Raw genomic sequence first — 25,717 nt, 5'->3', positions numbered from 1 at the left:
ATCTAAGCCTTCTTGAATAACAAAAATATGTCTGCTATACTTTTCCAACAACCGCTAATCTAGCTCTGATGGGGAGGATCTAAAAATTATGCCCTACTATATCACGTACGGTGAATTCCAAAAACAAATGACCGATTATTACCGCCAAGCCGGCAAACGCATGCAATTTACCGAGATGACGGACTACCTTTATCGAAAAGGTTTATTGAAACAAACGCTCGAAATACCCAATGTAACCGGCATTTTCGAGAACATGTCGGATGATGAGTTTGAGGAAATCATCGATTCTTTTGTGCTTTTCCTGACGCCACAGATCCCTTCAACGTCCTCAGTCGTCGAAACGGATATCATTCCTCACAAACGGGATGTGTTTGTTATCCGTCATCCCAAGTTCACCCGGCCGAATCCGCATACGCATAACTTTTTTGAAATCAATTACGTCGTGCGGGGCAGCTGCCGGTTCACTTTTGAGGATGAAATATCTACCTTGCAGGAAGGCGAGCTGTGCATCATCGCGCCTTCCTCAAAGCATGATATTTTGATTGATGATGAATCGATTGTGTACACAATCATGCTCCGGAAAAGTTCCTTCGACACGATCTTCTTCTCGTTGTTGTCGGGCAAGGATCTGCTTTCTTACTTTTTCCGCAAAATCCTTCAGGATGATACAAGTCCTAATTTCCTATTATTCAAAACAAATCAGAACGACCAGCTGAAACCGCTTATCCGCAACGCCATGGTCGAATGCCATCGCTATGACAATTACAGCAACAGTTGCTGCATCAATTGGATCAACTTGATGTTCTCTAACTTGCTGCGCAATTACAGCGAGAGCATGCAATTCCATAACTACCACATCGGCACCGATTTTTCGGTCATCCTGCAGTACATTCAGCACCATTACCAGGAGCTGTCGCTGTCCCGATTGGCTGAGGAATTCCATTACAGCGAGCCGTATCTCTCAACAATGATCCGGGAAAACACCGGCTACAATTTTACCGATTTGGTCCGGCGCCTGCGCTTGGCGCATGCGATCGAATATCTGGAGAACTCCAACCTGAAAATCAGCGAAATCGCCACGCAGGTCGGCTACAAGTCAACCGACCATTTTTCGCGCGTGTTCCGTACAACCTATCAGGTCTCCCCGGTGCAGTACCGGAAGCAGCACGCGCACTCCGAGGATACCTTCAATCCATTCATATAAACTTTTGAGATGGGCCGTCTTGCTTCCAAGGCGGCCCGTTTTTTTGCGCGGAGAGATCGGAGCTGGTGCTTTCCTCCGGTGAGCGCCCTTCTCAACGGAGGTGGAGTTCCGGTAATCTTCCCTCCTCCTGTGAGCGAATGCTAGCCGGAGCTGGGCGCGGAATCGGATACTGTCCTCCGACGAACGAGGGCTCTTCGGAGGTGGGAGTTTTGCGCTCGCCTCAGCTCCGGCGAAGCCAACCCTAATCGGAGCTGGTGCTTTCCTCCGGTGAGCGCCCTTCTCAACGGAGGTGGGGTTCCGGTAATCTGCCCTCCTCCTGTGAGCGAATGCTGGCCGGAGCTGGGCGCGGAATCGGATGCTGTCCTCCGTCGAACGAGGGCTCGTCGGAAGTGAGAGATTTATGCGCGAGTCAGCTCCGGCGAAGACAACCCGTCAATAAACCAACATAGGTGCTGCCCCTTTTGGAGACAGCACCCTTTTTTTCTAACAATTACTGTTGATTATGCTTCATGATTGTCTTCGCTGTGGTCGCGGATAAGCTCTTTCATTTCCAGGATATCTGCGCGGTGTTTTTCGACCGGATTGAACTTCAAGGCGATCAACAGGATGCCGCTGATCAAGGCTGGCGCGCCGAAACGCAGGAAGTTGATGGCAAACATTGTGCTCTCTGGTTGGTTGCCGATTTCACCAGCTCTGTAGCCTGCCCAAGCAAGGACAGCCAGAATACCTGAGTTTGTCACGGTATTCCCGCATTTCTGCGCAAATCCTTTGATGGATGAAATAACGCCGTTTGCTGTGATGCCGTCTTTGAATTGTACATAATCGATGGCATCGTTAACCAATACGTTGACTAGTGCATTCGACATCGATGCCACGGATGTAGCAATGAAAGTGATTACATAAAGCAACATCATACTTCTGCTGCCGACGAAGAACAGCGTCACATAGCAGATGATCGCTGCAATTTGCGTGACAAACAATGTTCTTTGGGCTGTCTTAAAGATGCGCATGCAGATCGGCATCAAGACAACCATCGAAACCAAGGCACCCATCGAAACGACCAGCATGTAGATGGAGATCAGATCCGGACGGCCCAAGTAATACATGACATAGAATACGGAACTGGCAAACATCAAGCCGTATCCCATTGAAGCCATGATCCAAACAACCACGAATGGCGACAGTTCTTTGTGGCGCAGTATTTTTTTCAAATCTTGCGTGAGCGGCGTATCGCTTAAAGGAGCGATATATTTTTCTTTCGCTGTAGCAAACAATCCCCAGAACGAGATGCAGGAGATCAATCCCAGAATGATCATCAAGGGAATATAGCCGTTCGATATTCCGAACGCCCCTTCGAAGAACGCTTTCATTTGTGGGGTGAATGATGCACCGATCGTGAACATGACCGCTGTCGATCCTGCTCCCATCATGATGACTTTGTTTCTTTGATCATCTGTCTTTACATGCGCAGGCAAGACGGCCATTTGCGGCATGGTGTACATTGTGACCGTCATACCGTAGCCGATATACGTCAACAGCACGTAGATGATTTTTCCGTTTGTCGAAAAGTCAGGATTCAACCAAATCAGTGTCCCGAAAATAGTCAACAGGATCGGTGCAACCACAAAGTACGGACGATAGCGACCCCATTTTGATTTGGTACGGTCGGCGATGACGCCCATCATCGGGTCATTGATCGCATCCCATAAAGTCGCAACAAACATGATCATGGATGCTGCAGCTGCCGGGATCATCATTGTGTCCGTCATGTAAACTGAGAAATAACTTCCGATAATAGCTGCTATCAACATAGCGGTTCCACTGACTGACGTAGCGTGCGACCAGGCGAATAAGTTGCTGACTTTTTCTTTCGGCGCATTTGTTGCTGTTTCTACCAACACTGTTCTTTCTGTCTTTTCTGCCATAAAGTATCACTCCTTTTTTTCTATCAAGCTTGATAATCACATTATATAAAACCGCTTACCAAACGACCATGTTATTATTTACTGATAATCCGACATTTTTTAATATAGGCCATTTTATTTTAGAAAGGGTTTACTTTGTTGTTTTAAAAACTTTTTACGTGTGAAAAGTTTTTATTTGAAATAAAAAATAAGGCGCAGCCGATATATCTTCAGCGCGCCTTCCCCATTAAATGAATGATAGATGGATTGTTTCCGAAAGGGTGTCCCTGGAATTGCCGCCCACAAAAAACGTGAATTCTCCAGCCTCCAACACATAATCCATTTTCTGATCGTAGTAGCCCAATTTTTCGAAAGGCACTTCAAATTCCACCGTAATCGATTCCCCCGGCTGAAGCAAGACCTTCTTATAGGCTTTCAACTGCTTGACCGGCCGCGCCCGTTTGGCCACAATGTCCTGCACGTAGCATTGGACGATTTCTTCGCCTGCACGCGCACCGCTGTTCGTGACGGTCACCGTGAGCCGGACCGCATCTTCTGCTTTTTCAACTTGCAGGCCGCTGTATGAAAATATCGTGTAGCTCAAGCCATAGCCGAACGGATACACGGGTTCAAGCGGTGTGTCCAAATATTTTGAAGTGAATTTGGATTTTCCGCCCGGACGTCCGGTGGAAATGTGATCATAATACAGCGGGCATTGTCCCGTTGCGAACGGAAAGGTCGTGGTCAATTTTGCGCTCGGATTTACGACACCATAGAGAATATCCAAAATTGCGTTCCCGGCTTCGATTCCGGGATGCCAAGCCTCAAGGATGGCCGGCACCTGTTCCGCAATGGTCGGGATCGCCAGTGGCCTGCCGTTGAACAGCACGGCGACAACCGGTTTCCCTGTCCGAAGCAGCGTTTCTGCGAGCTCCAATTGGATGGCCGGCAATGAGATGTCCGCCTTGCTTGCGGCTTCCCCGCTCTCTTCTTTTTGCTCGCCGATGGCCAAAATCACCACGTCCGCCTTCTCAACTAACTGATTGATCTCATCCATCGCCACGATTCCGTCGACGATGCCGGGATGGTAGGCATAAGAAATCTCCTGCGCATCCATGGCTTGAATCAGACTGACGCAGTCACTTTCCTGAACTCCGATTGCCCAAGCGCCCGTCATCTGGCCCGGATCGTTTGCAAGCGCGCCGAAGACGGCGATTTTTTGCTGCGGATTCAACGGCAAAATGCCTTCATTTTTAAGCAGCACCATCGATTTGGTTGCCGCTTCGCGGGCAAGCTCGCGATATTCCGGCTTCACCAATGTCGCCTTTTCTTTTTCTTCATCCGTCCGGTAAGGATGTTCAAATAAGCCCAATTCAGCTTTAAGCTTTAGGATGCGGTAAACGGCTTGGTCCAATAAATCTACTGCGAGTTCTCCGGCTTCGATCAGTCCGGCAAGATTTTCAGCGTAGACGTTCGAAGTCATGTCCATATCAATCCCTACCTGCAGCGCTTCTTTGGCGGCCGCTTGTCGATCCGCTGCGACGCCATGGTTGACGCATTCAGCGATGGCATTCGCATCGCTCACCGTGATGCCGTCGAAGCCCCATTCGTCCCGCAAAACATCCCGCAGCAGCCACTCGTTCACGGTGCACGGCACGCCGTTCAGATCGTTGAAAGCAGGCATGACCGCACGCGCTCCGGCATCGATGCAGGCTTTGTAGGCTGGCAGATACTCTTCCCACAAACGCTGCATGGACATATCCACCCGATTGTAATCCTTGCCTGCTTCACCGGCTCCATACGCCGCAAAGTGCTTCAGGCAGGCTGCCATCGCGTCCGCTTGCGACAGGTCCTCGCCTTGAAATCCTCTGACCTTGGCCGCACCATAGTCGCCGTTCAACAAGGTGTCCTCGCCGGCTCCCTCACTGACACGTCCCCAGCGGGCATCTTTCGCGACGTCAACCATCGGGGCGAACGTCATGTGAATGCCCGCCGCTGTCGCTTCTTCCGCAGACATTCTGGCCGTTTTTTGCCACAGTTCGGGTTCCCACGCGCAACTTTCAGCCAACGGGATCGGCGTCCCGGTCCGAAATCCATGGATCACATCATAGCCGAACAGCAAGGGAATCCCCAAGCGGCTTTCTTCTACGGCGATTTTCTGGAGCCGGTTAGCTGTCGCCGCATTCCCGACGCCATTGTACGAACCAATTTTTCCGGCACGAAGATCATCTTCATGGAAATCTTTTTCGGCGGTGCTCATCAGTCTGCCGAATTCTTCCTGACTGACCCTCCCATCGAACATCATATCCAGCAGTTCCTCGAAGCTGACCTCGAAGGCACCGACTAAAGAAGGGCCGCATTGCTGCAGCTGTCCGATTTTTTCTTCCAAGGTCATTTCGCCAATCAACGCTTCGATCCTTTGCGTCTGTACATCCATCATCGTTGCCATTCTCCTTCCGGTTCGAAGCCCTCGTAAATGAAGGTCTCGAAATCCGCATACTTTTCCTTCGTTTGTCCGTTTCCGGAAGCAAACATGCCGATATAGGCACCGACAAAGCCGCCCGCTGTTTCCGAACCCAGGAAGGATCCGTCCACCTCATCCGCAACCGACTCAAGGTTTTCTGCGGTTGTTCCTGCAGAGAAGCTGAAGCGCGAGCCATTTCCTTTCACTTGCAGAATAAAGTCCGATTGATTCGAAGCCGCAGCAACTTCGCCCAACTGCGCTTCGGTGAAGTGCTGGATGCCGGCTTGATCATAATGTGAAATAACTAGGATACAGCGCACGACCGGATTGCCCGCTTGGTCTTTCGTGATTTCCAAACGCAATTGGTTGGCGTCATTCTGCAGGATAATGATGCCCGCCGTCTCGTTTTCCTCCGGTGAAAAGTGGACAGTGACAGTTGCCTGGAAATCCAGGTGCTGCTGGCGTCTGCCGACAAAGCTGACGTTCTCTTTTGTTTTGCCGATCTTTGCTATGCGGCTGAAGACGCTCCCGTCCGTATTGTCGAATTCCCATGGGACCAACGCGTTCTTCAACAATTTCAACCGCAGACGGCCCGCTTCCACCTTGGCGAAGTCTTCATGGGGCGTGCCCAAAAAGTTCCAATCAAATCCCAGTTCCCGTTCGAAAGTTTCAACAATAGGTCCCTTGAAATCATTGCTGGCGCGCCCAACCGGTTGCCAGCTCGGCAGGCCCGGGGAGGGATAGGTCCACTCCACTTTGCCTGTGCCTTTGCTGACGACGGGCCAGCCGTCTTCCCACTCGACTGGAACAAGGAAGGTTTCGCGGCCCATCAGTTTATGTTTGCCCTCACTCAACCTTGAACCGAGGCAAACCATATACCAAGCGCCATTCGGCAATTCAACCAAATCCCCATGGCCCACATTCCAGATCGGAAAGCCTTTCCCGAGGTGGCGATGGGTCAGGATCGGATTTCCTTGATGATTTTCATATTCCCCGAAAATCGATTGGCTGCGGCTGATCGTGACTGCGTGGAAATGTTCGGTTCCGCCTTCGGCAATCATCAAATAGTAATAGCCATCCTTCTTGTACAAATGCGGACCTTCCGGGGCTTCGGCGTTTACCTGAGCCCCGGTCCCGATGATGTGGCGCTCGCCTACCAACTCGAAAGTGGCCAGATCGATTTCGGAGCACCAGATGCCTTGCCTGGACCCTGCTTCATCATCGAAACGAGTCGTACCTGTGTAATAGCACTTCCCGTCATCATCCCAGAACAAGGAAGGATCGATGCCGTCCGCACCTTGGATGATGTGCATGTCCGACCAGGGTCCGGCAGGATTGGTGGCGGTGACGACAAAATTGACGACACCCATGCTCATATTGGTCGTAATCAGATAAAACGTGCCGTCATGGTAACGGATGGTCGGGGCAAAAATGCCTGCAGAGATCATTTCATGCGTCAGCGGCAACTGTTCGGGGCGATCTAGCACGTGCCCGATCTGTTCCCACTGCTCCAAATCTTTGCTGTGGAAGATCGGCACGCCCGGAAAATAACTGAAGCTGGAAGTGACGAGATAGAAATCATCCCCGACCCGGCAGATCGAAGGATCCGGGAAAAAACCCGGCAGAATCGGATTCCGGATCATAGCTTCACGCTTTCCGAAACGCGCAAAGTTTGACGATCCGATTCCAAATCAGCCAACGCCAGTTCCAGCGTTTCCGCAGCGCCGTTCTCTGCAGTGAGGGTCAAGACGACGTTTTCCGCATCGGCTGTCTTTTTGAGGATGATCATCGCACGGCCAAGGAATGTCTGCGTAATATTCTTTTCGGGATTGGATTCCGGTTTCGGATTGCCGCTGCCGAAGCCGACAAGCTCCGCGTCACCGGAAACCGCCAAGCGGATCGTCTGATCGGTATCCGCGGCAACCGTTCCTGCCGCGTCACGATAGGCAACCGGGACAAAGATGAGTTCATCCAGGATTTCCTCCGCGCCAAAGACAAACTTGCAGTCTTCGCCGGCAGTCGTCAAGTCCATCCGGCCGATTTCGAGACCGTTTTCGTAAGCGACAGCTATCAGGGTGCCTGGCTCATAAGTGGTTTCGAAAAGCGCGCGGTAGCCTACCGCTTTGCCGGAAGCTTGTTTGCCTAACGATTCCCCGTTGCGGAACAGTTCGATTTCCGTACCCGGCGCATACACTTCCACAATCACCGGGTTCCACTCGCAGCCGCTCCATGTCCAACTCGACACGTTATCGCTCATGATCCACGGCGTTTTGATCAAATGTTGGCCGTATCGGTTAGGATTTTGGACGGTAATATACGGATTTTTCCTAAGTCCAAAGACGATTTCGCGGAAATACGAGAGCGGGCGGCGGATTCCGGTGATGTCGAAATCCCCGACATAAGCCAATTGACAAGGGAATTTCGCGCCAAAGCCGCCTTCACCCCATTGATAAGCAGGCACTCCGACACCAGCTTCACCCAGGTAATCCCAGCCGGTCCAGGTGAAATCGCCGATCACTTGTGGCAGTTTTTCAACCAAGGCCCAGTTGCGGGCGATCTCAGGCGGATACGTTTCGCTGCCGACCATGACGCGGTTCGGATAGGCTTTGCTGTCCCCTTCGTAACGCGCAGTCATGTAGTTGTAACCCGCGATATCCATCGGGCTGCAGGCCATTTCCAAACGTTCCGAGATGGCCGGGTGCACAACGATATCGTCCAGATGGCCGTCCATCAGCGTCATGAAGTCATTGACGTTGCCTTCGATTTCGCCTGACTGCTGCAGGTCGGAAACAACATCGCTTACGATCTGATCGACCTTGTCGCCGGCCGCAAAGACGCCGTTGATGCCAGCCAAGGTGAAGCGGGTGTCATCCAACGATTTGATCTTCGCACACAGTTCGTGGCAGACTTTCGAGCCATGCGGGGTCCCGATTTCCGGTATTTCATTGCCGACCGAATAAAGGATGACTGCTGGATGATTGAAATCCTTGCGGACCATCGCTGTGACATCTTTTTCCCACCATTCCTGGAAATAAAGGCCGTAATCGTAGTCGGATTTCATCCGGTTCCACATGTCGAATGTTTCGTCCATCACGTACATGCCCAAAAGGTCGCAGGCACGCAGCATCGCAGGCGCCATCGGGTGATGGGACATCCGGACTGCATTGAAACCAGCTTCCTTGAGCCGTTTGATTTGGCGGAATTGGGCATCCTCGTAAGTGGCTGCACCAAGCAGACCGCTGTCGTGATGGATGCAGGCGCCACGGAGTTTCACTGTTTCCCCGTTCACACGCAGACCGCGCTTCGCATCCACCTGCAATGTCCGGATGCCGAAAGTTGTCTCCGCTTCGTCAGTTAATTTCCCATCAACGTACAGATTGCTTTCGCATGTATACAGGCTCGGATTTTCATCCGACCAGCGATTAGGGCTGTCCACGGTCACGCGCTGTTTGATGATCCGTTCCTCTTGCTCAAACAACACAAAAGGCGAGCGTTCTTTCGCCACTTCATTGCCTTCCGCATCGCGAATCACGGTTTCCAACACAACTCGGCTTGGTGCATACTTCCGTGTCTTCACTTCTGTTGCAATGTCCAATACCGCCAATGTTTCATCGGCTTCTGTCGTTTTGATCTGGATTCCTTCCGGCACCAGATGCGTCACATCCGAAACCAACAGGTAGACATCCCGATAGATACCTCCGCCCGAATACCAGCGGCTGTTTGTCATCGCGCCATTGCGGACTTGGACACGGATTTCATTTTCTTCTCCGTAGCGGAGAAAATCATTCAGCGGCACATAAAAAGTTGAATACCCGAACATATTTTTACCGGCCAACTCGCCGTTTATGTACACCATGGCGTTCATATACACACCTTCAAACTTCAGGATGACCGTCTTTTCCTTGTAATCAACCGGCGCATGGAGCGTCTTCACATAGTTATAAAATCCGCCGTCGTAATATCCTGTGTTACCGCCGTTCAGACTGTCCGCATGTGCCTTCTTTTCGAACATCGCATCATGCGGCACCGTGATTTCCTTGGCCGTCTCCGGCACGTTCCATACCAACGCAAAGGAGTCCTTGTTCTCCCAGAATTTCCACTTGTCATTAAATTTTTTCTCTATCATTTCATCCACCCTCTCCGGTATGCGCTTCCATTTGTGGGTGTCCCCACTCTCACTTTACAGTTTAATCATATCCCGCAATAGATTCCATGCCATTTGATAGTGTATATCCGACATTTTTTAAGGTATCCGCGAGTGCCTACCCTAATAGGAGCTGGCACTTCCTCCGGTGAGTGCCCTTCTCAACGGAGGTGCGGTTCCGGTGATACGCTCTCCTCCTGTGAGAGAATGTTGGCCGGAGCTGGGTGCGTGGACGGATGCTGTCCTCCGGCGAACAGGGGCTCGTCGGAGGGGAGAGATTTCCGCTCGCGTCAGCTCCTGCGAAGCCAACCCTGATCGGAGAATGGCATAAAAATAGACTTGCCGCCTGGCAAGTCCACTTTTATTGTTCTCTGCGAGGAGCTTTTTCGCTCATCGCGCAGCGAGTGATCCGTTACTTTTTGCTGTTCGCCCATGCTTCCTGCAACACGGTAAGCGACAGGTCAGCTGTGCTCGGCAGTACGCGGTCCGCCAAAGCCAAAACCTGTTCATCGCCAACCGCAACCGCAACGATGCCGGCAGCTTTGATGGCCTCAACGCCGGAAGCCGCATCTTCTACTCCTACACAGTCAGCCGGGTCAGCGCCCGCAAGCTTGGCACCCTCCAGAAAAATATCCGGAGCCGGTTTGCCAGCCTTAACAGTCGCCGGATCGACGATGCCGTCAAAGTAAGCACGCACCTGCAATAGATCAAGAATTCCCGGAGCATTCTTGCTTGCGGAGGTCACGATCATTTTGATGCCGGCAGCCTTCAGTTCCTCCAACAGCGGAATGATGCCCGGCAAAATGTCATCCGGCGTCATTTCCTTAATCAATTCCAAGTACTGGGCATTCTTTTTGACGCATAATTCATCTTTTTCGGCTGAGGAATATTTATCCGCAACTCCGCCTTGCGCCAATATGCGCTCCAGCGAATCGATGCGGCTTACCCCTTTCAACTCCTCGTTGAATGCTTCATCCACTTCAATGCCCAACTCCGCTCCCAAGTCGCGCCAAGCCAAAAAATGAAATTTCGCCGTATCGGTGATCACACCATCCAAATCAAATAGTACCGCTTTCATATCCCCATCCCTTTCGTCTGCATTTCTGCCTCTGTTGCCTTAAGCTTAAAATTAGTTCAAAGGATACGCAAGAAATAGGGCGTTGTCAACGGACACCTTAGGGAGTCAATTATTTTACAATCAGATATTCAACTGGCCGCCAACCGCCCTTCCCCGTTCATCCGATTCGAAAATGATTTCGTTATCATTTGCGAATCGGATGTTCCTCAGAGCCCATTCCTACGCCAAAAAGCTACCTCTATTAAGATATGTCATCTATTTACATCCAATCCAAAAAAACGGAAACTGATCCTTCTGCAGCAAGTCCGAAAACACCAGACTCACCATCGACAATCAATCGCCGCCGTAAATCGATAAATATATTTACATAATCACAACCGCCAAATCCTGCCTTCAGCTGTTACGCAACCCGATAGATTTCCGCTCCGAACGGCGCTGTCGCCATGACCGCGGAGTTTTACTTGCTCACCAAATTTTTTTTACTCCACTCGCCCATACTATTCAGAATAGGGATAAAACTTTGGCCTAAAGGTGTTAAGGAATATTCTACTTTGGGCGGAACTTCTTTATAGACTTCTCTGTGAACCATCTGGTCTTCTTCCAGTTCCCTCAATTGCCTTGTTAAGATCCCTTTTGAAATATTCGGCAACAACCGTTGAAGTTCATTAAACCGTCTCGTCTGCGTACTTAGATTCCATAATATGATGATTTTCCATTTCCCTGCAATGATGTCTTGCGTTTGCGTAACGGGGCAAACCTCTATTTGATCCCCTGCAGGTTCACCAAACCGACTTCTTGCCATAATAAATGCCTCCCGTTCTCAATGGTACTGTTTTTGTGACTAGGTCATAAAAAAGTGCCTACTTCCAAAAATCTGTCTATTACTATACTATTAGATTACATTAAATAAGTAAACAAAAGAATTGGAGAGATGCAATATGAAATTATTAGTAACGGGAGCAACAGGGAAATTCGGCACGAAAGTTGTAGAAACGCTGTTGAAGACTGTACCAGCCAGTCAACTGGCCGTCAGTGTTCGTAACCCGGAAAAAGCGGAAGAATTAAGGGCTCGTGGAGTGGAAGTCCGACAAGGGGATTTTGATCATCCGGAAACATTGGATGCTGCTTTTGCAGGTGTTGATCGTTTATTGCTCGTTTCTGCGGATGGGGATAACGAAACAAGAATTCGTCAGCACGCCAATGCAGTAGCTGCGGCAGAACGCGCCGGCGTCGGTTTCATCGCTTATACCAGTTTAGCGAATGCAAAAGAAAGTAAAAACTTATTCGCTCCAACGCATCAGGCTACGGAAGCAGCCATTTTGAAAACAGGTATCGCCTACTCTTTCTTGCGCAACAACTGGTACTTGGAGAATGAAATTTCAAGTATTCAAGGTGTCTTGGCAGGCGCTCCATGGGTCACCTCAGCAGAAAGCGGCAAGGTAGGCTGGGCACTTCAACAAGATTATGCAGAGGCTGCGGCTGCTGTACTTTCCGGTGACGGGCACGAAAATACAATCTACGAGCTTTCTGGCAAGGTATTGACTCAGGAAGAAATAGCCGCAGCTCTCGGAATTGTATTGGGCAAAGAAGTAACTGTACAACAAGTCGATGACGTTACCTATGCTGATATTATGCAGGATGCTGGTGTGCCGGATTTCGTTATCCCTATCCTTGTTGAAATCCAAAAAAGCATTCGAGTGGGCTCCCTGGATGTTGAGAGCAACGATTTCGAAAAACTCCTTGGTCGTCCAGCAACACCGATCCATGAGGGTTTGAGCCAAATCGTAAATGAAATTACGCAAAATTAATTATTGCATTGAGCCGTAAAAATGAGGTCCTTTGTTCCCAGTGATTGACTGGGAACAAAGGACCTCATTGCTTTTTATAGTAGAGTCTGCGGTAGCGTACTTATCCAACAATGATATTGCAGATTACGCAACCCGATAGATTTCCGCCCCGAACGGCATCAATGCCAACTTGGCGTGCTTGAAGTGCTGCAACCCGAATGGAATGCCTACGATTGTCATGCAGAAGATGACACCCATAATGACTTCTTCGGCTGCCAATGCCAAACCGCCCAACACCATCCAGATAATGTTGAATATAAACGATGTGCCGCTTTCGCTGATGCGGATTTCCCTGCCGAACGGCACTGCCGCCATCACCGCGAACTTGAAGCATTGCATACCGATAGGAATCCCGACGATGGTCAGGCACCATAGGATTCCGATAACGATCCAAGAAATAAAACTGATGAAACCACCCAAAACAAACCAAATCAAATTCATTAAGAAATTCATGATCCTCAACCTCTCTTTCCCTTACATTATAATCCCTACTGCGCACAATGGCATCGGTCCAAGTACTGAATTTTGTAAGCTCAAAACATAAAAAAACATCGAAATCCCCCAATAATATCGAGAAATTCCAATGTCTTTTTCCAATTTATTATTTTATTAATTTCAATATTTTCGGTTACTTATAAGCAATTTCTAAATCTTTTATTTGTATATTACTAACATGCTTAAAATTATGGGTGATATTTTCAAAAACTTGGCCATGAATATTAATATCTGCACTAACATTAGGCGGCAATTCCACAGACAAAGTAACTTCATCAGCAACAATTTCCCAACTAACTTTAATCGGTCCCCAAATTGAATTAAATTGACCATCGGCGTATCGCAATCCTGAAGTGAAGTCCGGTTTAATAATGACGTTTTTAAACCCAACTCCTCTTTGATCAATTCCCAAAATCGTTCTAAACAAATATTCACCAACACATCCGAAAGCAAAGTGATTCATTGAATCGGCTTTAGGCACACCATTCTCTGAATACGCATCCCAGACTTCCCATATTGTTGTAGCACCCATTTTTATTTCATAGAGCCAAGAAGGACATTTATCTTGGAATAAAAGTCGATGAGCTAGTTCAAGTTCATCCAATTTTTGTAAAACGGGTAAAAGATACGGAACTGAAAGGAAACCGGTATCCAAACAATCACCATTTTTAGCAATCAGTTCTTTCAAACGGGCAATGCTGTTATTCTTTAAATTTTCAGGAATAGTTTCTGTGGCTAATGCTAAAATATATACTCCTTGATAATCACTTGTCATTGTCCCATCTGGATTCATGTACTCTTGAACGTAGGCAGCTTTCACTTTTTGATTTAATTCTCGATAGTATTTTTGCTCTTTTAATTTTCCTACTACTTCACAAATTTTACTCATTAAGTCAGTAGTCATCACCACCATTAATGTTGCTACTTCATTTCCAGTAATGCTGGCACTCTCTTGACCCACACTTGGCATTAACCAATCCCCAAATTGAAAATCGGTATTCCACAAGTATTTTTGGTAGGCCTGTTTTTCTGGAGTCATTTCATTATAGGTTTCTGGTAGAAGGCTCAATCTATTCTCAACAGATTTTATGTAACGAAACATCATATCATAGCAGTCCTCTAAAATTTTGATGTCACCATAGAATTCATACAAACGCCAAGGCACAATAATTGCTGCATCAGACCAGCCGGCAGTATTTACTGCATCTTCGCCATCTGGTTTCATATAGTCATGCGATGGCGGACAAGGAATAACTTGAGGAATTTGTCCGTCTGCCTGCTGCTCAATCTTCATATCTTCTAGCCAATGCCATAAAAATTGTTCAACATCCATTTCATAACAGGCAGTTGGAGCATAAACTTGCATGTCTCCAGTCCACCCAGTTCGTTCACGTTGCGGACAATCTGTGGGAATGCTAATCATATTTCCTTCTTGAGAACGAACAATATTTTCTTGTAATTTGTTTAGTCGCTCATCAGAGGTTCGGAAAAATCCTGTACGCTTCATTGGTGTGACGATGACATGAATCAAATAATGTTCTGGATCACAATCCATCGCACCTTCAATTTTCACATACCTAAATCCATGAAAAGTTAAACTTGCTTTCCACGAGTGTGCACCGTCTTGTCCGCTCTGATAATAATCTTTTTGCTCTTTATTTTGCCCTAGAATGTTTTGAAGGAAATTTCCATTTTCATCTAAAGTTTCACTATGTTCAAGCGAAACAATATTATTTTTTGCCAATAAAATATTATTAAACGATGTATAACCGACAATCACTTCTCTAGCATCCAAAACTAACTCACCTTTTGGAGTTCGTATAATGGTTGGTCGAATCGTTCTACTTTCAATAATTTCTGGAATTGTTTGCAATGTTAATTCTGAATAACCATATTTCTTTATTACAGGTTTTTCCCAACGAGAATCATCAAATCCTGCTTCTAGCCAGTTTTGCAATTCATCTGCCTGCTTATAATATTCTCCTACATATAAGTCAGCATATTTTTGAGGACCTTGATCTGTCCACTTAAAAGAGTCACCTGTGAAAATACTACTTTTAGAACCATCGGAAAAGTTTAATTTCAATTCAGAAATAATTGAATTCTCCGTTCCATATTGTTGTCCTACTCCTATATATTCAATTTTCCCAGTATACCATCCATCTGCTAAAACTAAACCGATTACATTTTTTCCTACATTCAAATAGTTCGTGACTGAAGCTACTTGATAGTCAATGTGTTTTTGATATGAAGTGTATCCTGGAGCAAAAAGTGACGAAACCTTGTGATTGTTAATCCAAACTTCATAAATGCCACGTGCACTCATATAAATTAATGCTTCCATAGGCAACTGCTTAAGTTCAAATTCTTTTCTGAAATAAATCGGTGCATCTAGTCTTTCAATCGGATCTTTTTCAAATTTTTTCACTTCCCAAGCTTTCTTCTTATCAATTAATGGTTTTCTTATCCGTTCCGGTTCAATCCATTGCGCTTGCCAATCACTAATTTGGGAAAAAAAATCAGGTCCTTCGGCTGTTAGTAAGCTCCCATTACTCAGTTCAATCGTAAGATTCCAAAATAATCTTTTTTCAGATGGAAACCCGGGTGCCAAGATATTATGTCGCTCTTCTGAAATAACCTTCTCACTATCCCAAAGTAAATTATTTTGAGAATCATATACCTCAATTTGATATGATACTTGATCTATTACGCCTACTAATTTCCAAGAAAAACGCACATCAATGCCAGAAACAACACTTAAATCGTATAATTTTGTCATCATAAATCTCCTTTAATTTCTAGTTTGTTACGGGCTTCTAAATCATCGCGCTCAGTCCAATCAAAATGAACATTTTACTACCGGCGTTAACACTACCTTTTCCATATAAAAACACCCTCTCTTTTTGTATGCGCTTCACTTACACATATAGTAAATTGTCTGGCTTAATAAAAATTGTAAAAAAACCATATAAAGTCAGTAAAAATTTGCTATAGGGAGACTAAATGTATATTTTTCTTTCAGCGAAACTAGAGCAATTTATGCCTGGACGAAAAATATCCAAGCAACATGTAGCAACAAAAAAATAGCCGGATACTCGCAAAAAATGCATAGTATACGGCTATTTAGGATGCGCACCAAATGGAGTGCTGTTTTGTTTATATTTCGGGCTTATGTTGTTTTAACCATTTGTTCGGTGGCAGACCAACTAATTTAACAAAATTTTTATTCATATGACTAGAATCAAAATAACCGACTTTCTGACTGATTTCTGTTAACGTATAATCTGTATGTTGCATTAAATACTTAGCTTCATCTAAACGTGCTATTTCAACAATTTGCTTGAAATTTTGCCCTGTATTCTTCTTTATCAATTTGCTTAAGTACGCTTCACTATATGAAAATATATCAGATAGTTCTTTCAAAGTGACACTATTATAATTCACCTTAATAAAGTTCAAGATTGGATGAATAAATGCCGCTGCATTTTTTTCAGAATTATCGATAACGGTTTCAGGAGTGAAACAGCGACTTAGTTCAATAAAAATTTCGTTCACATAGGCTCCAATCAAGTCCTCAAAAAATAATTTTTTATTTGTAAATTCATGAAATGATTGCACCATGCGATTCATAATTTTCTCGTGGCCATTCGTTTTAAACAATAAATAAGGTGTTGCATTATTTGCAACAGAAATATTTTTAAAAAAATATCCAATCATATCACTACGCGTTAAAATATGAGAAAAGTACTGACTAAAGCTTTCCTCATGTAACAATACATTAAAGATGACATCATTATCATTTACAGCTAACATTGCATGAACTGTAGAGGGTGCCATAAAACAAAAATCCCCTTTATTCATTACGATTGCTTTTCCATTAATAAAATTTGTACAAGATCCATTTAAAACATAAATCAATTCAACAAAATCATGATTGTGAAGAATTGGATAAGAGTATCTTCCATGAAGTGATAAAAAAATATTTGTCTGAGAATAGATTTTATTAGGCGTAATTGTTAGACCTGTACCATTCTTAGTTGTATCTCGATAAAATGCCCGTAAGTCTTCTATTTGTGTATTTGTTGATACCAAGCGATAATATTCTTCATAACTCATAGGAGCGGTGTACAATTCTCTGTTTCTATCAGACAAATACATTTCTTTATTTTTTCTCTCGATCTCATTTAAATGAAACTCTTCTGATTTCACCCTACACACCTCAATAATTTAGCTGTCTTTTATTCATAGTCTAGCATAAATTTTAACGTAGTATATTTATTTTTGATGCACTGGCCCCTTGGGAAGAAGCTCGTTTTTTAATAACAAAAAAATCCCCACAATCGCATGCATTACGCGATTTATGGGGATTTCTCGGTTTAACCATGACAAGAACGGTCAACCAAGATATTATTTCTTGATATTAATAAGTCAAGCCTGGGTTGAAGAATCCGACCAAAACGCCGACAAAGGCAATGACTACCAATATCAACATGACTTTGATTGGTGACATATTCTTTTTGGAAAGCAAATACCAGCAACCTACTACAAACAGAGCAGTCAATAATCCAGGGTATACTGAATCGAATTTATCTTGCAGTGTCAAGAGGCTATTGCCATCCGATCCAACCAACACGAACGATGTTTTAACACTTACCCAAGTAGCAGCAACGGCCCCAATGACCATTCCGCCTAATAAAGTAATCGATTCACGTAATGCCAAACCTTGTGGTCCTACCAAGAAATCTACAGCTTTACCACCTACTTCAAATCCTTTGAAGTAAAGAAATTTCATTCCCAAGTAGGCAATGATGTTCCACACGATTATGTAGAAGATTGCGCCTAACGGTGAACCATCAGTAGATAATCCCAGTGCGATACCTAATAGAATCGGAATCAACGTTCCAACTATAAGCGAATCACCGATACCTGCCAAAGGTCCCATCAAACCAGCACGTAAACCATTGATTGTTTCATCATCAACATCCGCTGCCCCATTGGCACGAGCGACTTCCAACCCAGCTGTAATACCGACTACCACTGTACCGATTTGTGGCTCCGTATTGAAGAAGGCAGTATAGGTTTTCATCGATCTTTCTTGATCTTCTTTTTTATCATAAAGTTCTTCAACGATTGGCAACATCGAACATAGATATCCAAATGTTTGCATATGTTCTTGGGAGAAACATGTCAGGTTTCCGTAATACCAATTGTGGAAAGATTTATTTAATGTTTTTTTGCTTAATTCCTTAGCCATCTTAAATGTCCTCCTCTTCGTCGCCGCTCACTGATACCATTCTTTGCAATGACAGCAGTTTGATACGATAGTTGATTAATGCAAACATAGCCGCAACCACTGTCGCTGAAACTAAGTTGATCCCTAATGACGCAGCCAAAGTGAAGCCAAAGAAGAAGGGAATAAAGTCTACTGCTTTCGTAACGATTTGTTTCAATAGAATCGCAATACCGACGCAAGGAAGCAAGGATCCGACTGTGAATAAGGTTTTCATTGCCAAACCATCCATTGGTAAGGTTGTTTTGATTACCTCTACAACGTCAGCTCCCAATTTACACATGATCAAGGTTGGAATAAATGAGAAGAAGAAATGGGAAATCCAAGGTAAGCCCATGTTGACTGTATATAACTTATGGAATTCGCCTTTTTCCACCGCTTTCCAACCGATGTGTTGCCATGCTAGGTTAGCTGTTGCAGTTCCGTAAAATAATACGGTACCCAAAGTCCCGACCATCGTACCGAATGATGTAGCTAATGCTGCACCTTCAATGCTAAGCGCCGTCAAACCATAGCTTTTTAAAGCTACCATCGCAAGCGGAATACCGATATAACTGACTGCCCGAACGTCAGCTGAAACTGTTCCACCAGGAGTGACCAAGGCGATGTACACGATTTGCATTGCTGCGCCGACTAAAATACCCGTTTGGATATCTCCTAAAATAATACCTGAAACTAAACCACCGATTAAAGGACGACCTAATGTATAATTTCCGAATGATGTACCACCTAAACCAGGCATACTTGATAAGCAGGCGAACAGCCCTAGCATAGCTGCTTGAATCCAACTAATTGTCATAATTTCTTCTCCCCTTTTGTTTTTTTATTTAAAACCAAATTTGCTTCTGAAGTTTTCCCATGTTCCGATTGAAACATCAGGCAGTAAGGCAAATTTAATTTTATAACCAGCTTGATACATCGCTTCAAAAGCCTCTGCTTCTGCTTGTGTAATCGATTGGTTATTCCCCAATTTCGTAGCACCCTCACGGTCATTGCACGGACCTACGATCACAGTATCGATTCCGGGTTTGAATTTTTGATCCACCAAAATCTTTTTCATGTCCAAAGGATCTTTGGTAATCAGGAAATATCGATCTTTACTGTCCAATACTTTTTGATTTTTTTGTTGCCATTCCTCATTGGTCCAAATGAACGTTTTTAAACCGCTGGCACTCTTATAGGCCGCTTTTAGAACGTCGCTCTGAGCCGCCTTATCATTCACAGCTACCAACCCGTCACAAGGGAACTCTTTTGCCCAACGCGTACATGTTTGCCCGTGAATCATACGATCATCAATCCGAATAAATGATACTGTCATTTTTCTTTCCCCCTCTAAATTTCGTCGTCTTCTTCTGGTTGTTCTAATTTGAATTCTTGCAAAGCTTCTTTCGCTTCAGATACGACCGTAGCAGTAAAAGTTTCTTTATCTAAGCTGTCTTTCATCAAAACTGCCGTTAAAGCCAATGGCAAGTTCATGCCGCCGATAGTGATTGTATTGGCAAGTTTGCCTTCATCCGCTAAAACATTCAATGAAGTTGTCAAAGGTGAACCGCCTACAATATCAGCAAGCAAGATGATTTCATCATCCCCGGTCACAGCTTGAATGCCTTCCTTGAACATCAAAGCAAACTCATCCGCTGTTTTCCCGTCAGGCAATCCAACCGCGATCACATCATCCCGTTTTCCAGCCAGCATATCCAACGATGTCTTTAAGCCCGTTGCAAAATCGCCGTGGCTTACCAGAACCACATATTTCAAATTATTTTCCTCCTTCGCGTATATCAATTAACCTCTAAAGAATAACACCCATCGAAGCGCTTGCATCGTGTCGCGTGTCAACACATTCATGTGACATTTGACATGAAATAATAGAAAAATCGTTTGGCTGCAGCATCGTTCGGTCCGGGATCCGGGTCTGGCGGTGCGGTTCCCCGCCAAATGGATTTTGGCGAGCCATCTCGCGTTGCCCTTGGACATTTTGCCCCGCCCAAGGGGTTTTGGCGGGTTATCTCGCGTTGCCCCTGGACATTTTGCCCCGCCAAAGGGGTTTTGGCGGGGAATCTCTGCGCATAAATTCAATTCCCATACAAAAAAGAGGCTGTATCAAAGCCAGAAGATCCCGTTCTGGTTCTGATAAAGCCTCCTATTCATGTTGCAGTATACAGCGGATTAATCGGACTTAACAGACCGCATCCTCCGAGTGACATTTGTCATTCCGCTTATTTCAATTGATTGTCAATTTCTCTTTCGATGTCGACCAGCTCATCCTCGATCCGATTTTCATTCAATGCATTCGTGATCAGATAATCGCATCTTTCGATGACATTGTTGTACTTTTTGAATTTCGGTTCGATCACCGCGTTTTCGATGATATCATCCAACACATCTTGTTTTAAGGAATAATTGCTCATGGCATCCTGATCCAGCAATGCTTTAGTGCTGTCGCTGGCCATCACACTCTTCAAAGCGGAAGCCCCTTGAGAATTTTCAAATAATTCCTGTTGAATTTCTTGGTCAATCGTTAAGGTTTCCAGAAACTCAAACGCCAATTGCCGCTGCGTCGTTTTGGAATTTATGGAGATTAAAGATGTGGCTATTTGAGAAGTCTTCTGATTAGCTGTTGTCCCCGGCATCGCCAAGCAACTCCACTTGAAAGTGGAATATTTACTGACGCGATAAGGATAAGGTTGATAGGTGCGGTATTGGGCAAACGTCAACGGGCAAAAAGCGACATTGCCTTTATCGAAGTCCTCCGACGATACTTGATAGCCTTTATTCAGATCCTTCAGTTTTTGAACATAGGATAAGGCTTCTCTTACATCGCTTTGATTCAGATTACTCGATGCACCCTCCTCATCAAACAAGCTGATGCCGTAACCGTTGACCGCATCTTGCCATTTGAAACCATAGGAGCCGTATTGATCAATCGTGCCATCACCATCCGTATCCTTCGTCACTTGTGCGCATATTTGATAAAATTCTTCGATCGTCCAATTGCCCTCAGGTATGGCGATGCCTTCCTTTTCCAATAGATCGCGATTGACGCACATCATGGTCGGGTTGATCTCATAGGGTAAAGCATATTGCGTATTTTGGTAACTGCCAGAACTCAGAGCGCTTTCATAGAAAATATCAGTGCTTACTTTGTTGTCTCTAATCAGATCATCCAACGGCATTAATGCTCCTAAAGAAGATAACTTATTAAAGTCTTCGGCCAATACCATAAAAACATCCGGTTGCTCCCCGCTGGCGATGTTGGAAGCTAACCAGGCTGAATAATCTTGTTTTAAAATGCCGCTCTTATATTCTATCGTTACATTAGGATGTTCCTTTTCGAATTTTTCGATGGCGTCATCGATCACTTTATAACTTTCCGCATTGTAGACATCCCAATTGCTGCCGGTGAACATCCCTAGCGTAATCGTGATTTCCCTGCGAGAGCTGACAAACAGATAGATCATCAACAGAACGCAGCCTATCAAAGCGAGGAATACCTTTTTCATCTTAGTCATGCTCATTACCGAAATCTTTTGTGGTTTGACCCGTTTGGACTGCCCAAATGGCCAGTTGGGTTCGATCCCTTAAATCCAATTTTGACAAAATGGTGCTGAGATAATTGCGGACCGTCCCCTCCGACAGGAATAGCTTTTGCGATATTTCTTTATTGGATAGGCCGAATCCCACTTGTTGAATGACCTTCATTTCACGGTTTGAGATATCTGCAACATTTTTTTCATCCACTTGGATCGCATAATTGCTGGTCGCCATTTGAGAGAATTTTTTGAATACTTTAGTGGCGATATCCGGGTTGATCATGGCGCCCCCATTGACGACGGTCAGAATGGCTTGGTGCAGACCGTCCATGCTGACCCCTTTCAACAGATAACCGCTGGCCCCATATTTCAAAGCACTGAAGACAAATTCATTGTCATCAAAAGTAGTCAGGATAATGATTTTGATGTCAGGATATTGTTCCTTAACCATCTTCGTGCAGTAGACACCATCCATCTTAGGCATCCTGATGTCCATCAAAATAAGATCCGGACGGCATTTCTTGATGCTTTCCAGCACTTCAAACCCATCAGCTACGGTTGAGACAACTTCAATATCCGGTTTGGTCGATAAAACAATTTCCAGAGATTGTCTTATCAACTCTTGATCATCGGCAATCATTACTTTAATCATAATTTATTCCCCTTTCGATCGGTATTTCTATAGCAGTTCTGAACCCATTCTCGCCAGAAAATCTGACCGTACCATTTAAAATAGCTACGCGTTCACACATCTGCTTTAACCCATAACCACATTTGATATTTTCACAACCCGTGCCATTATCCTGAATGATGATGACATATTCATCATCGTAGACGAACATATTTATCTCAATCTCCGTGGCGTGCCCATGCCGCAAAGAATTGGTGATGGATTCCTGGATCATCCTGAAAATGATATCTTCTTTTGTATTATCAATATCAACATTATCCCATTTGTAATGCAAATCTATTTTCAGATTCGACACACCTGCATATTCGGCGATCATTTTGGTTAACCCATCTTTTAGCGTGCTGTCTTCCAAAACGCCCGGGCGCAATTTATATAAGGAACGCCGCACATCCTTGATGCCCACCCTGACAACATCACTGACCAGCAGCAATTGCTGTTTCGTTTTTTCTGGATCGATATCAATGATGGCAATGCAGGCATCCAAGCCCGCAGAAATCCCTGTCAAAGCATGGCCCAGCGTATCGTGTATTTCTCTGGAAATCCTTTTCCGTTCATTGTCTTCACCGATTTTCTCAGTCAGATTGGCATAGTTCTTCAATTCGACATTTACGCGTGAAACCATCGCTAGTTGTTCTCCAAACCGCTGTTTTTCTCTTTGTTGGACAAATAAGGACGCCGCCAGAAAAGAAATGAAGCCGACGATATTCAGCGAGGCAAGGATATTTCTGAAAAACAATAGTAACGTTCTGGTTCCGCTGGGATAAAAATTAATATAGGTTTCAATCGACGGCATTCTGACAATGAGTGAAAGAATGGCATAATCAGAGATGATCAGCAGGCCAAAGCTGATGATCAGCAGTGCCGGCCAATATTTGATATTTTTTGTATTGTACAAAATATCAGCAAACACCAACAACACGATGCCATTGTAACTGCCGTTCAAAACGATTATCAACGTTATCATTACTACAACTTCCAGATAGATCAGCCAATAAACGATATAACTGTCTTTCGTGCGGAAATACATACTCGCCAGTAATATCAAAAACAATAGGATTGCTTCAAAAAAAATCTTTTCCGGCGCCGGAGGGACATAAGACAGGTTTTCCAAAAAAGCAGAGGCATACCCATGGGCCTGCAAGTATTTAGTCGAAAGCAAAAAGATGGAGGCATTAAACAATACGATAATAAAATTCAGTAGCAATAAAGAATTATGAATATAAGCTATATGCTTCGTTCCTAAATTTTTCATTATTGCCACCCCGAAATATCATATTCACTGATGTTGTCCTTGGTTATTAAGGTAACCGGCACAACAATCGACTTTTCATATTGTTCATCATCAACAATTTCATAGGCTGCCTCAATCGCTTTTGCCCCCATCGTGGTAGGCGATTGTGCTGCAGTTCCCTGGACTTCATCACTGTCAATCAATAGTTTTTTCATATCCGGTGAACCATCCACGCCATAGACCAGTACTTCATGATTGATTTGTTTATCTTTTATTGCCGCCAAAGCACCCAATGCGCTAGGATCGTTTAAAGCCATGACAACGTCGAAATCGATTTTTTTATCAATGATTTCCATCATTACGGGCATCGCAACTTCCGTTTGGCCCAAACACTCTTCACTTGCAACAACCGTGTAATTATCATTATCTTTGATAGTATCCAGAAAACCGTTGATCCGATCCACAGAGGATAAAGCAGCGCTGTGCTTCAAAAGCACTATCTTTGCTGAAGCCAGATTGCGCATCATATCCTTGGCGCATTGCACGCCAGCATCATAATTATTGGATAAAACAGTCGTATCGGCAATGGTGTCATCATCCAGCTGCGCATCAATGACAATAATCCTGATGCCTTTTTCTTTGGCTTTTTTCAAAGAATCATTCACTTTCGAATAATCAACCGGGTTGATGATCAATACATCAATCCCCATCTCGATCAAGTCATTGATTTGTTCGTTTTGTTTCTCGACATCCAAAGCAGGATCACGGGTATACAAGATATCGCCACGATCATTGATCTGTTTTTCTATTTCATCTGTTATGGCTTTGTAGAAACTGTTGTTCATGGTCATATAAGTGGCGCCAAAAACAATTTTGTCACTGTCATATCTGACAAATTTATAATTATAATAGATGGATGAAACCGCGATGACACAAACAGAGACAATTATAACCATCATTTTGCTTACATTTCGCACCCTATCATCACTCTCCCACCTCACAGTCTATATACTTTTGTCACATATGTAAATTGACAAAAGTAATTAATTTATGCAGGCGCTTTCTGAAAATCCTGACAAAATCATTCTCGGAGTACATATGAGGCACTCGTGGCCATTCTCCAAAACAAAAACAGCAAGCCCCTAGTTTCCGATAGATGTCGAAAATTAGGGGCTTACTGTTTTGAATAATTTAGCTGTAGAGAATCCACTTTGCCTAACGAAAAATAGTGTTGATTTAGATTTAACCGATATGTTAACTTTTCTCAGGCGGGCTATTTTTTTATTCAAAGCTTTCAATTCTTAATCTAAAATAGGTCTGGCCTTCTTTGTGAGAAATAATATGGATGACTTTCTATAAAATCAATCGCTTCAGACTCACTCAACACTTCAGTTGTCCTATCTTCAAATCGTTCATTTTCCTTACCGTCAAAGAATTTGCCTGTAGTAATTTTCGTCACCTCAATACTCCCAAAGGATACACTCATCTCCTTTTGATGACTATTTTTCCCGTAGCCACTATATGGTTCATATGTATGACTTACACCATCAAATTCTCCTGCTTTAAGGGCATCTAAAACTTTGTCTCTTTTCATTTTGTCGTTCCTATCTGCTACTGATGCAGCTAATAATTATTATTTGCGTACCACTAGAACTGATCAAACTTCTTCTTCCAAAAGGAAAATGAGTATTGTTCTTATCAAGCTGTAACTCCTCGTTGCATCCATTTAAATGACTCATAATCCAAATTTACTCTCCCGTAATTGAATATTTACAAAACAAAAATAAGCACAGAACATGAAAACCGCATTATCGACCAACGGCAATTGAACTAAGA

General features: G+C 44.6%; 20 protein-coding genes. 2 read left to right on the top strand and 18 right to left on the bottom strand.

What is annotated here, in order from left to right; translation table 11 throughout:
• Positions 1 to 88: 88 nt before the first annotated feature.
• On the top strand, positions 89 to 1,204 hold the full coding sequence (locus tag C7R73_RS08795; protein ID WP_106450145.1) for an AraC family transcriptional regulator: 1,116 nt from the start codon (positions 89 to 91) through the stop codon (positions 1,202 to 1,204).
• A 500-nt stretch (positions 1,205 to 1,704) separates the two neighbouring features.
• On the opposite strand, the gene C7R73_RS08790 is transcribed toward C7R73_RS08795, so the two are convergent.
• The 6 genes from C7R73_RS08790 to C7R73_RS08765 form a co-directional block, all read right to left on the bottom strand.
• Positions 1,705 to 3,129 carry an MFS transporter gene (locus tag C7R73_RS08790; protein WP_106450144.1) on the bottom strand — a complete coding sequence of 475 codons (1,425 nt, stop codon included), beginning with the start codon at positions 3,127 to 3,129 and terminating at the stop codon, positions 1,705 to 1,707.
• A 226-nt stretch (positions 3,130 to 3,355) separates the two neighbouring features.
• Positions 3,356 to 5,548 (bottom strand): glycoside hydrolase family 3 N-terminal domain-containing protein, encoded by a 2,193-nt coding sequence (locus C7R73_RS08785; protein WP_106450143.1) that lies wholly within the window; start codon positions 5,546 to 5,548, stop codon positions 3,356 to 3,358.
• On the bottom strand, positions 5,545 to 7,215 hold the full coding sequence (locus tag C7R73_RS08780) for a glycoside hydrolase family 43 protein (RefSeq protein WP_106450142.1): 1,671 nt from the start codon (positions 7,213 to 7,215) through the stop codon (positions 5,545 to 5,547). Before C7R73_RS08780 ends, C7R73_RS08785 begins: the two co-directional genes overlap by 4 nt.
• A complete protein-coding gene (locus C7R73_RS08775; RefSeq protein ID WP_106450141.1) occupies positions 7,212 to 9,698 on the bottom strand; it encodes a glycoside hydrolase family 2 TIM barrel-domain containing protein in 2,487 nt (828 codons plus the stop codon). The genes C7R73_RS08780 and C7R73_RS08775 overlap by 4 nt, the downstream gene beginning before the upstream one ends.
• A gap of 430 nt (positions 9,699 to 10,128) precedes the next feature.
• The gene (gene pgmB, locus C7R73_RS08770; protein ID WP_106450140.1) at positions 10,129 to 10,794 is read right to left on the bottom strand and encodes a beta-phosphoglucomutase; all 666 of its coding nucleotides are present in this window, start codon (positions 10,792 to 10,794) and stop codon (positions 10,129 to 10,131) included.
• A gap of 457 nt (positions 10,795 to 11,251) precedes the next feature.
• Positions 11,252 to 11,596, bottom strand: coding sequence for a winged helix-turn-helix transcriptional regulator (locus C7R73_RS08765; protein WP_106450139.1), 345 nt, complete (start codon positions 11,594 to 11,596; stop codon positions 11,252 to 11,254).
• A gap of 136 nt (positions 11,597 to 11,732) precedes the next feature.
• Between C7R73_RS08765 and C7R73_RS08760 the strand changes: the two genes are divergently transcribed.
• Complete coding sequence (locus C7R73_RS08760; protein WP_106450138.1) at positions 11,733 to 12,602, top strand: SDR family oxidoreductase; 870 nt, start codon at positions 11,733 to 11,735, stop codon at positions 12,600 to 12,602.
• A 123-nt stretch (positions 12,603 to 12,725) separates the two neighbouring features.
• Here the strand turns inward: C7R73_RS08760 and C7R73_RS08755 are convergent, their stop codons facing one another.
• The 12 genes from C7R73_RS08755 to C7R73_RS08700 form a co-directional block, all read right to left on the bottom strand.
• Positions 12,726 to 13,094, bottom strand: a complete 369-nt coding sequence (locus tag C7R73_RS08755) for a YccF domain-containing protein (RefSeq protein ID WP_106450137.1) — start codon at positions 13,092 to 13,094, stop codon at positions 12,726 to 12,728.
• A 175-nt stretch (positions 13,095 to 13,269) separates the two neighbouring features.
• Positions 13,270 to 15,915: a family 78 glycoside hydrolase catalytic domain gene (locus C7R73_RS08750; protein WP_106450136.1), complete on the bottom strand. Its 2,646-nt coding sequence runs from the start codon at positions 15,913 to 15,915 to the stop codon at positions 13,270 to 13,272.
• Between the two features lie 377 nt (positions 15,916 to 16,292).
• A complete protein-coding gene (locus tag C7R73_RS08745; protein ID WP_106450135.1) occupies positions 16,293 to 17,345 on the bottom strand; it encodes an AraC family transcriptional regulator in 1,053 nt (350 codons plus the stop codon).
• A gap of 211 nt (positions 17,346 to 17,556) precedes the next feature.
• Complete coding sequence (locus C7R73_RS08740; RefSeq protein WP_106450134.1) at positions 17,557 to 18,390, bottom strand: PTS system mannose/fructose/sorbose family transporter subunit IID; 834 nt, start codon at positions 18,388 to 18,390, stop codon at positions 17,557 to 17,559.
• 1 nt (position 18,391) lies between these two features.
• A complete protein-coding gene (locus C7R73_RS08735; RefSeq protein WP_086629850.1) occupies positions 18,392 to 19,225 on the bottom strand; it encodes a PTS mannose/fructose/sorbose/N-acetylgalactosamine transporter subunit IIC in 834 nt (277 codons plus the stop codon).
• Between the two features lie 24 nt (positions 19,226 to 19,249).
• Positions 19,250 to 19,744 (bottom strand): PTS sugar transporter subunit IIB, encoded by a 495-nt coding sequence (locus C7R73_RS08730; RefSeq protein ID WP_086629849.1) that lies wholly within the window; start codon positions 19,742 to 19,744, stop codon positions 19,250 to 19,252.
• Between the two features lie 14 nt (positions 19,745 to 19,758).
• On the bottom strand, positions 19,759 to 20,184 hold the full coding sequence (locus C7R73_RS08725; protein WP_106450133.1) for a PTS sugar transporter subunit IIA: 426 nt from the start codon (positions 20,182 to 20,184) through the stop codon (positions 19,759 to 19,761).
• Between the two features lie 461 nt (positions 20,185 to 20,645).
• Positions 20,646 to 21,929: an ABC transporter substrate-binding protein gene (locus C7R73_RS08720; protein WP_338064719.1), complete on the bottom strand. Its 1,284-nt coding sequence runs from the start codon at positions 21,927 to 21,929 to the stop codon at positions 20,646 to 20,648.
• Between the two features lies 1 nt (position 21,930).
• Positions 21,931 to 22,611: a response regulator transcription factor gene (locus C7R73_RS08715; RefSeq protein ID WP_106450132.1), complete on the bottom strand. Its 681-nt coding sequence runs from the start codon at positions 22,609 to 22,611 to the stop codon at positions 21,931 to 21,933.
• Positions 22,604 to 23,902 carry a sensor histidine kinase gene (locus tag C7R73_RS08710; protein ID WP_106450131.1) on the bottom strand — a complete coding sequence of 433 codons (1,299 nt, stop codon included), beginning with the start codon at positions 23,900 to 23,902 and terminating at the stop codon, positions 22,604 to 22,606. The genes C7R73_RS08715 and C7R73_RS08710 overlap by 8 nt, the downstream gene beginning before the upstream one ends.
• On the bottom strand, positions 23,902 to 24,840 hold the full coding sequence (locus C7R73_RS08705) for a sugar ABC transporter substrate-binding protein (RefSeq protein ID WP_106450130.1): 939 nt from the start codon (positions 24,838 to 24,840) through the stop codon (positions 23,902 to 23,904). Before C7R73_RS08705 ends, C7R73_RS08710 begins: the two co-directional genes overlap by 1 nt.
• Before the next feature lie 347 nt (positions 24,841 to 25,187).
• Positions 25,188 to 25,475, bottom strand: coding sequence for a hypothetical protein (locus C7R73_RS08700; RefSeq protein ID WP_106450129.1), 288 nt, complete (start codon positions 25,473 to 25,475; stop codon positions 25,188 to 25,190).
• Between the last annotated feature and the right edge of the window lie 242 nt (positions 25,476 to 25,717).

The sequence above is a fragment of the Trichococcus alkaliphilus genome (genome assembly GCF_003008695.1).
Taxonomy (GTDB): domain Bacteria; phylum Bacillota; class Bacilli; order Lactobacillales; family Aerococcaceae; genus Trichococcus; species Trichococcus alkaliphilus.
The sequence above is the reverse complement of the archived record's forward strand: the minus strand, read 5'-3'. Positions and strand labels throughout refer to the sequence as shown.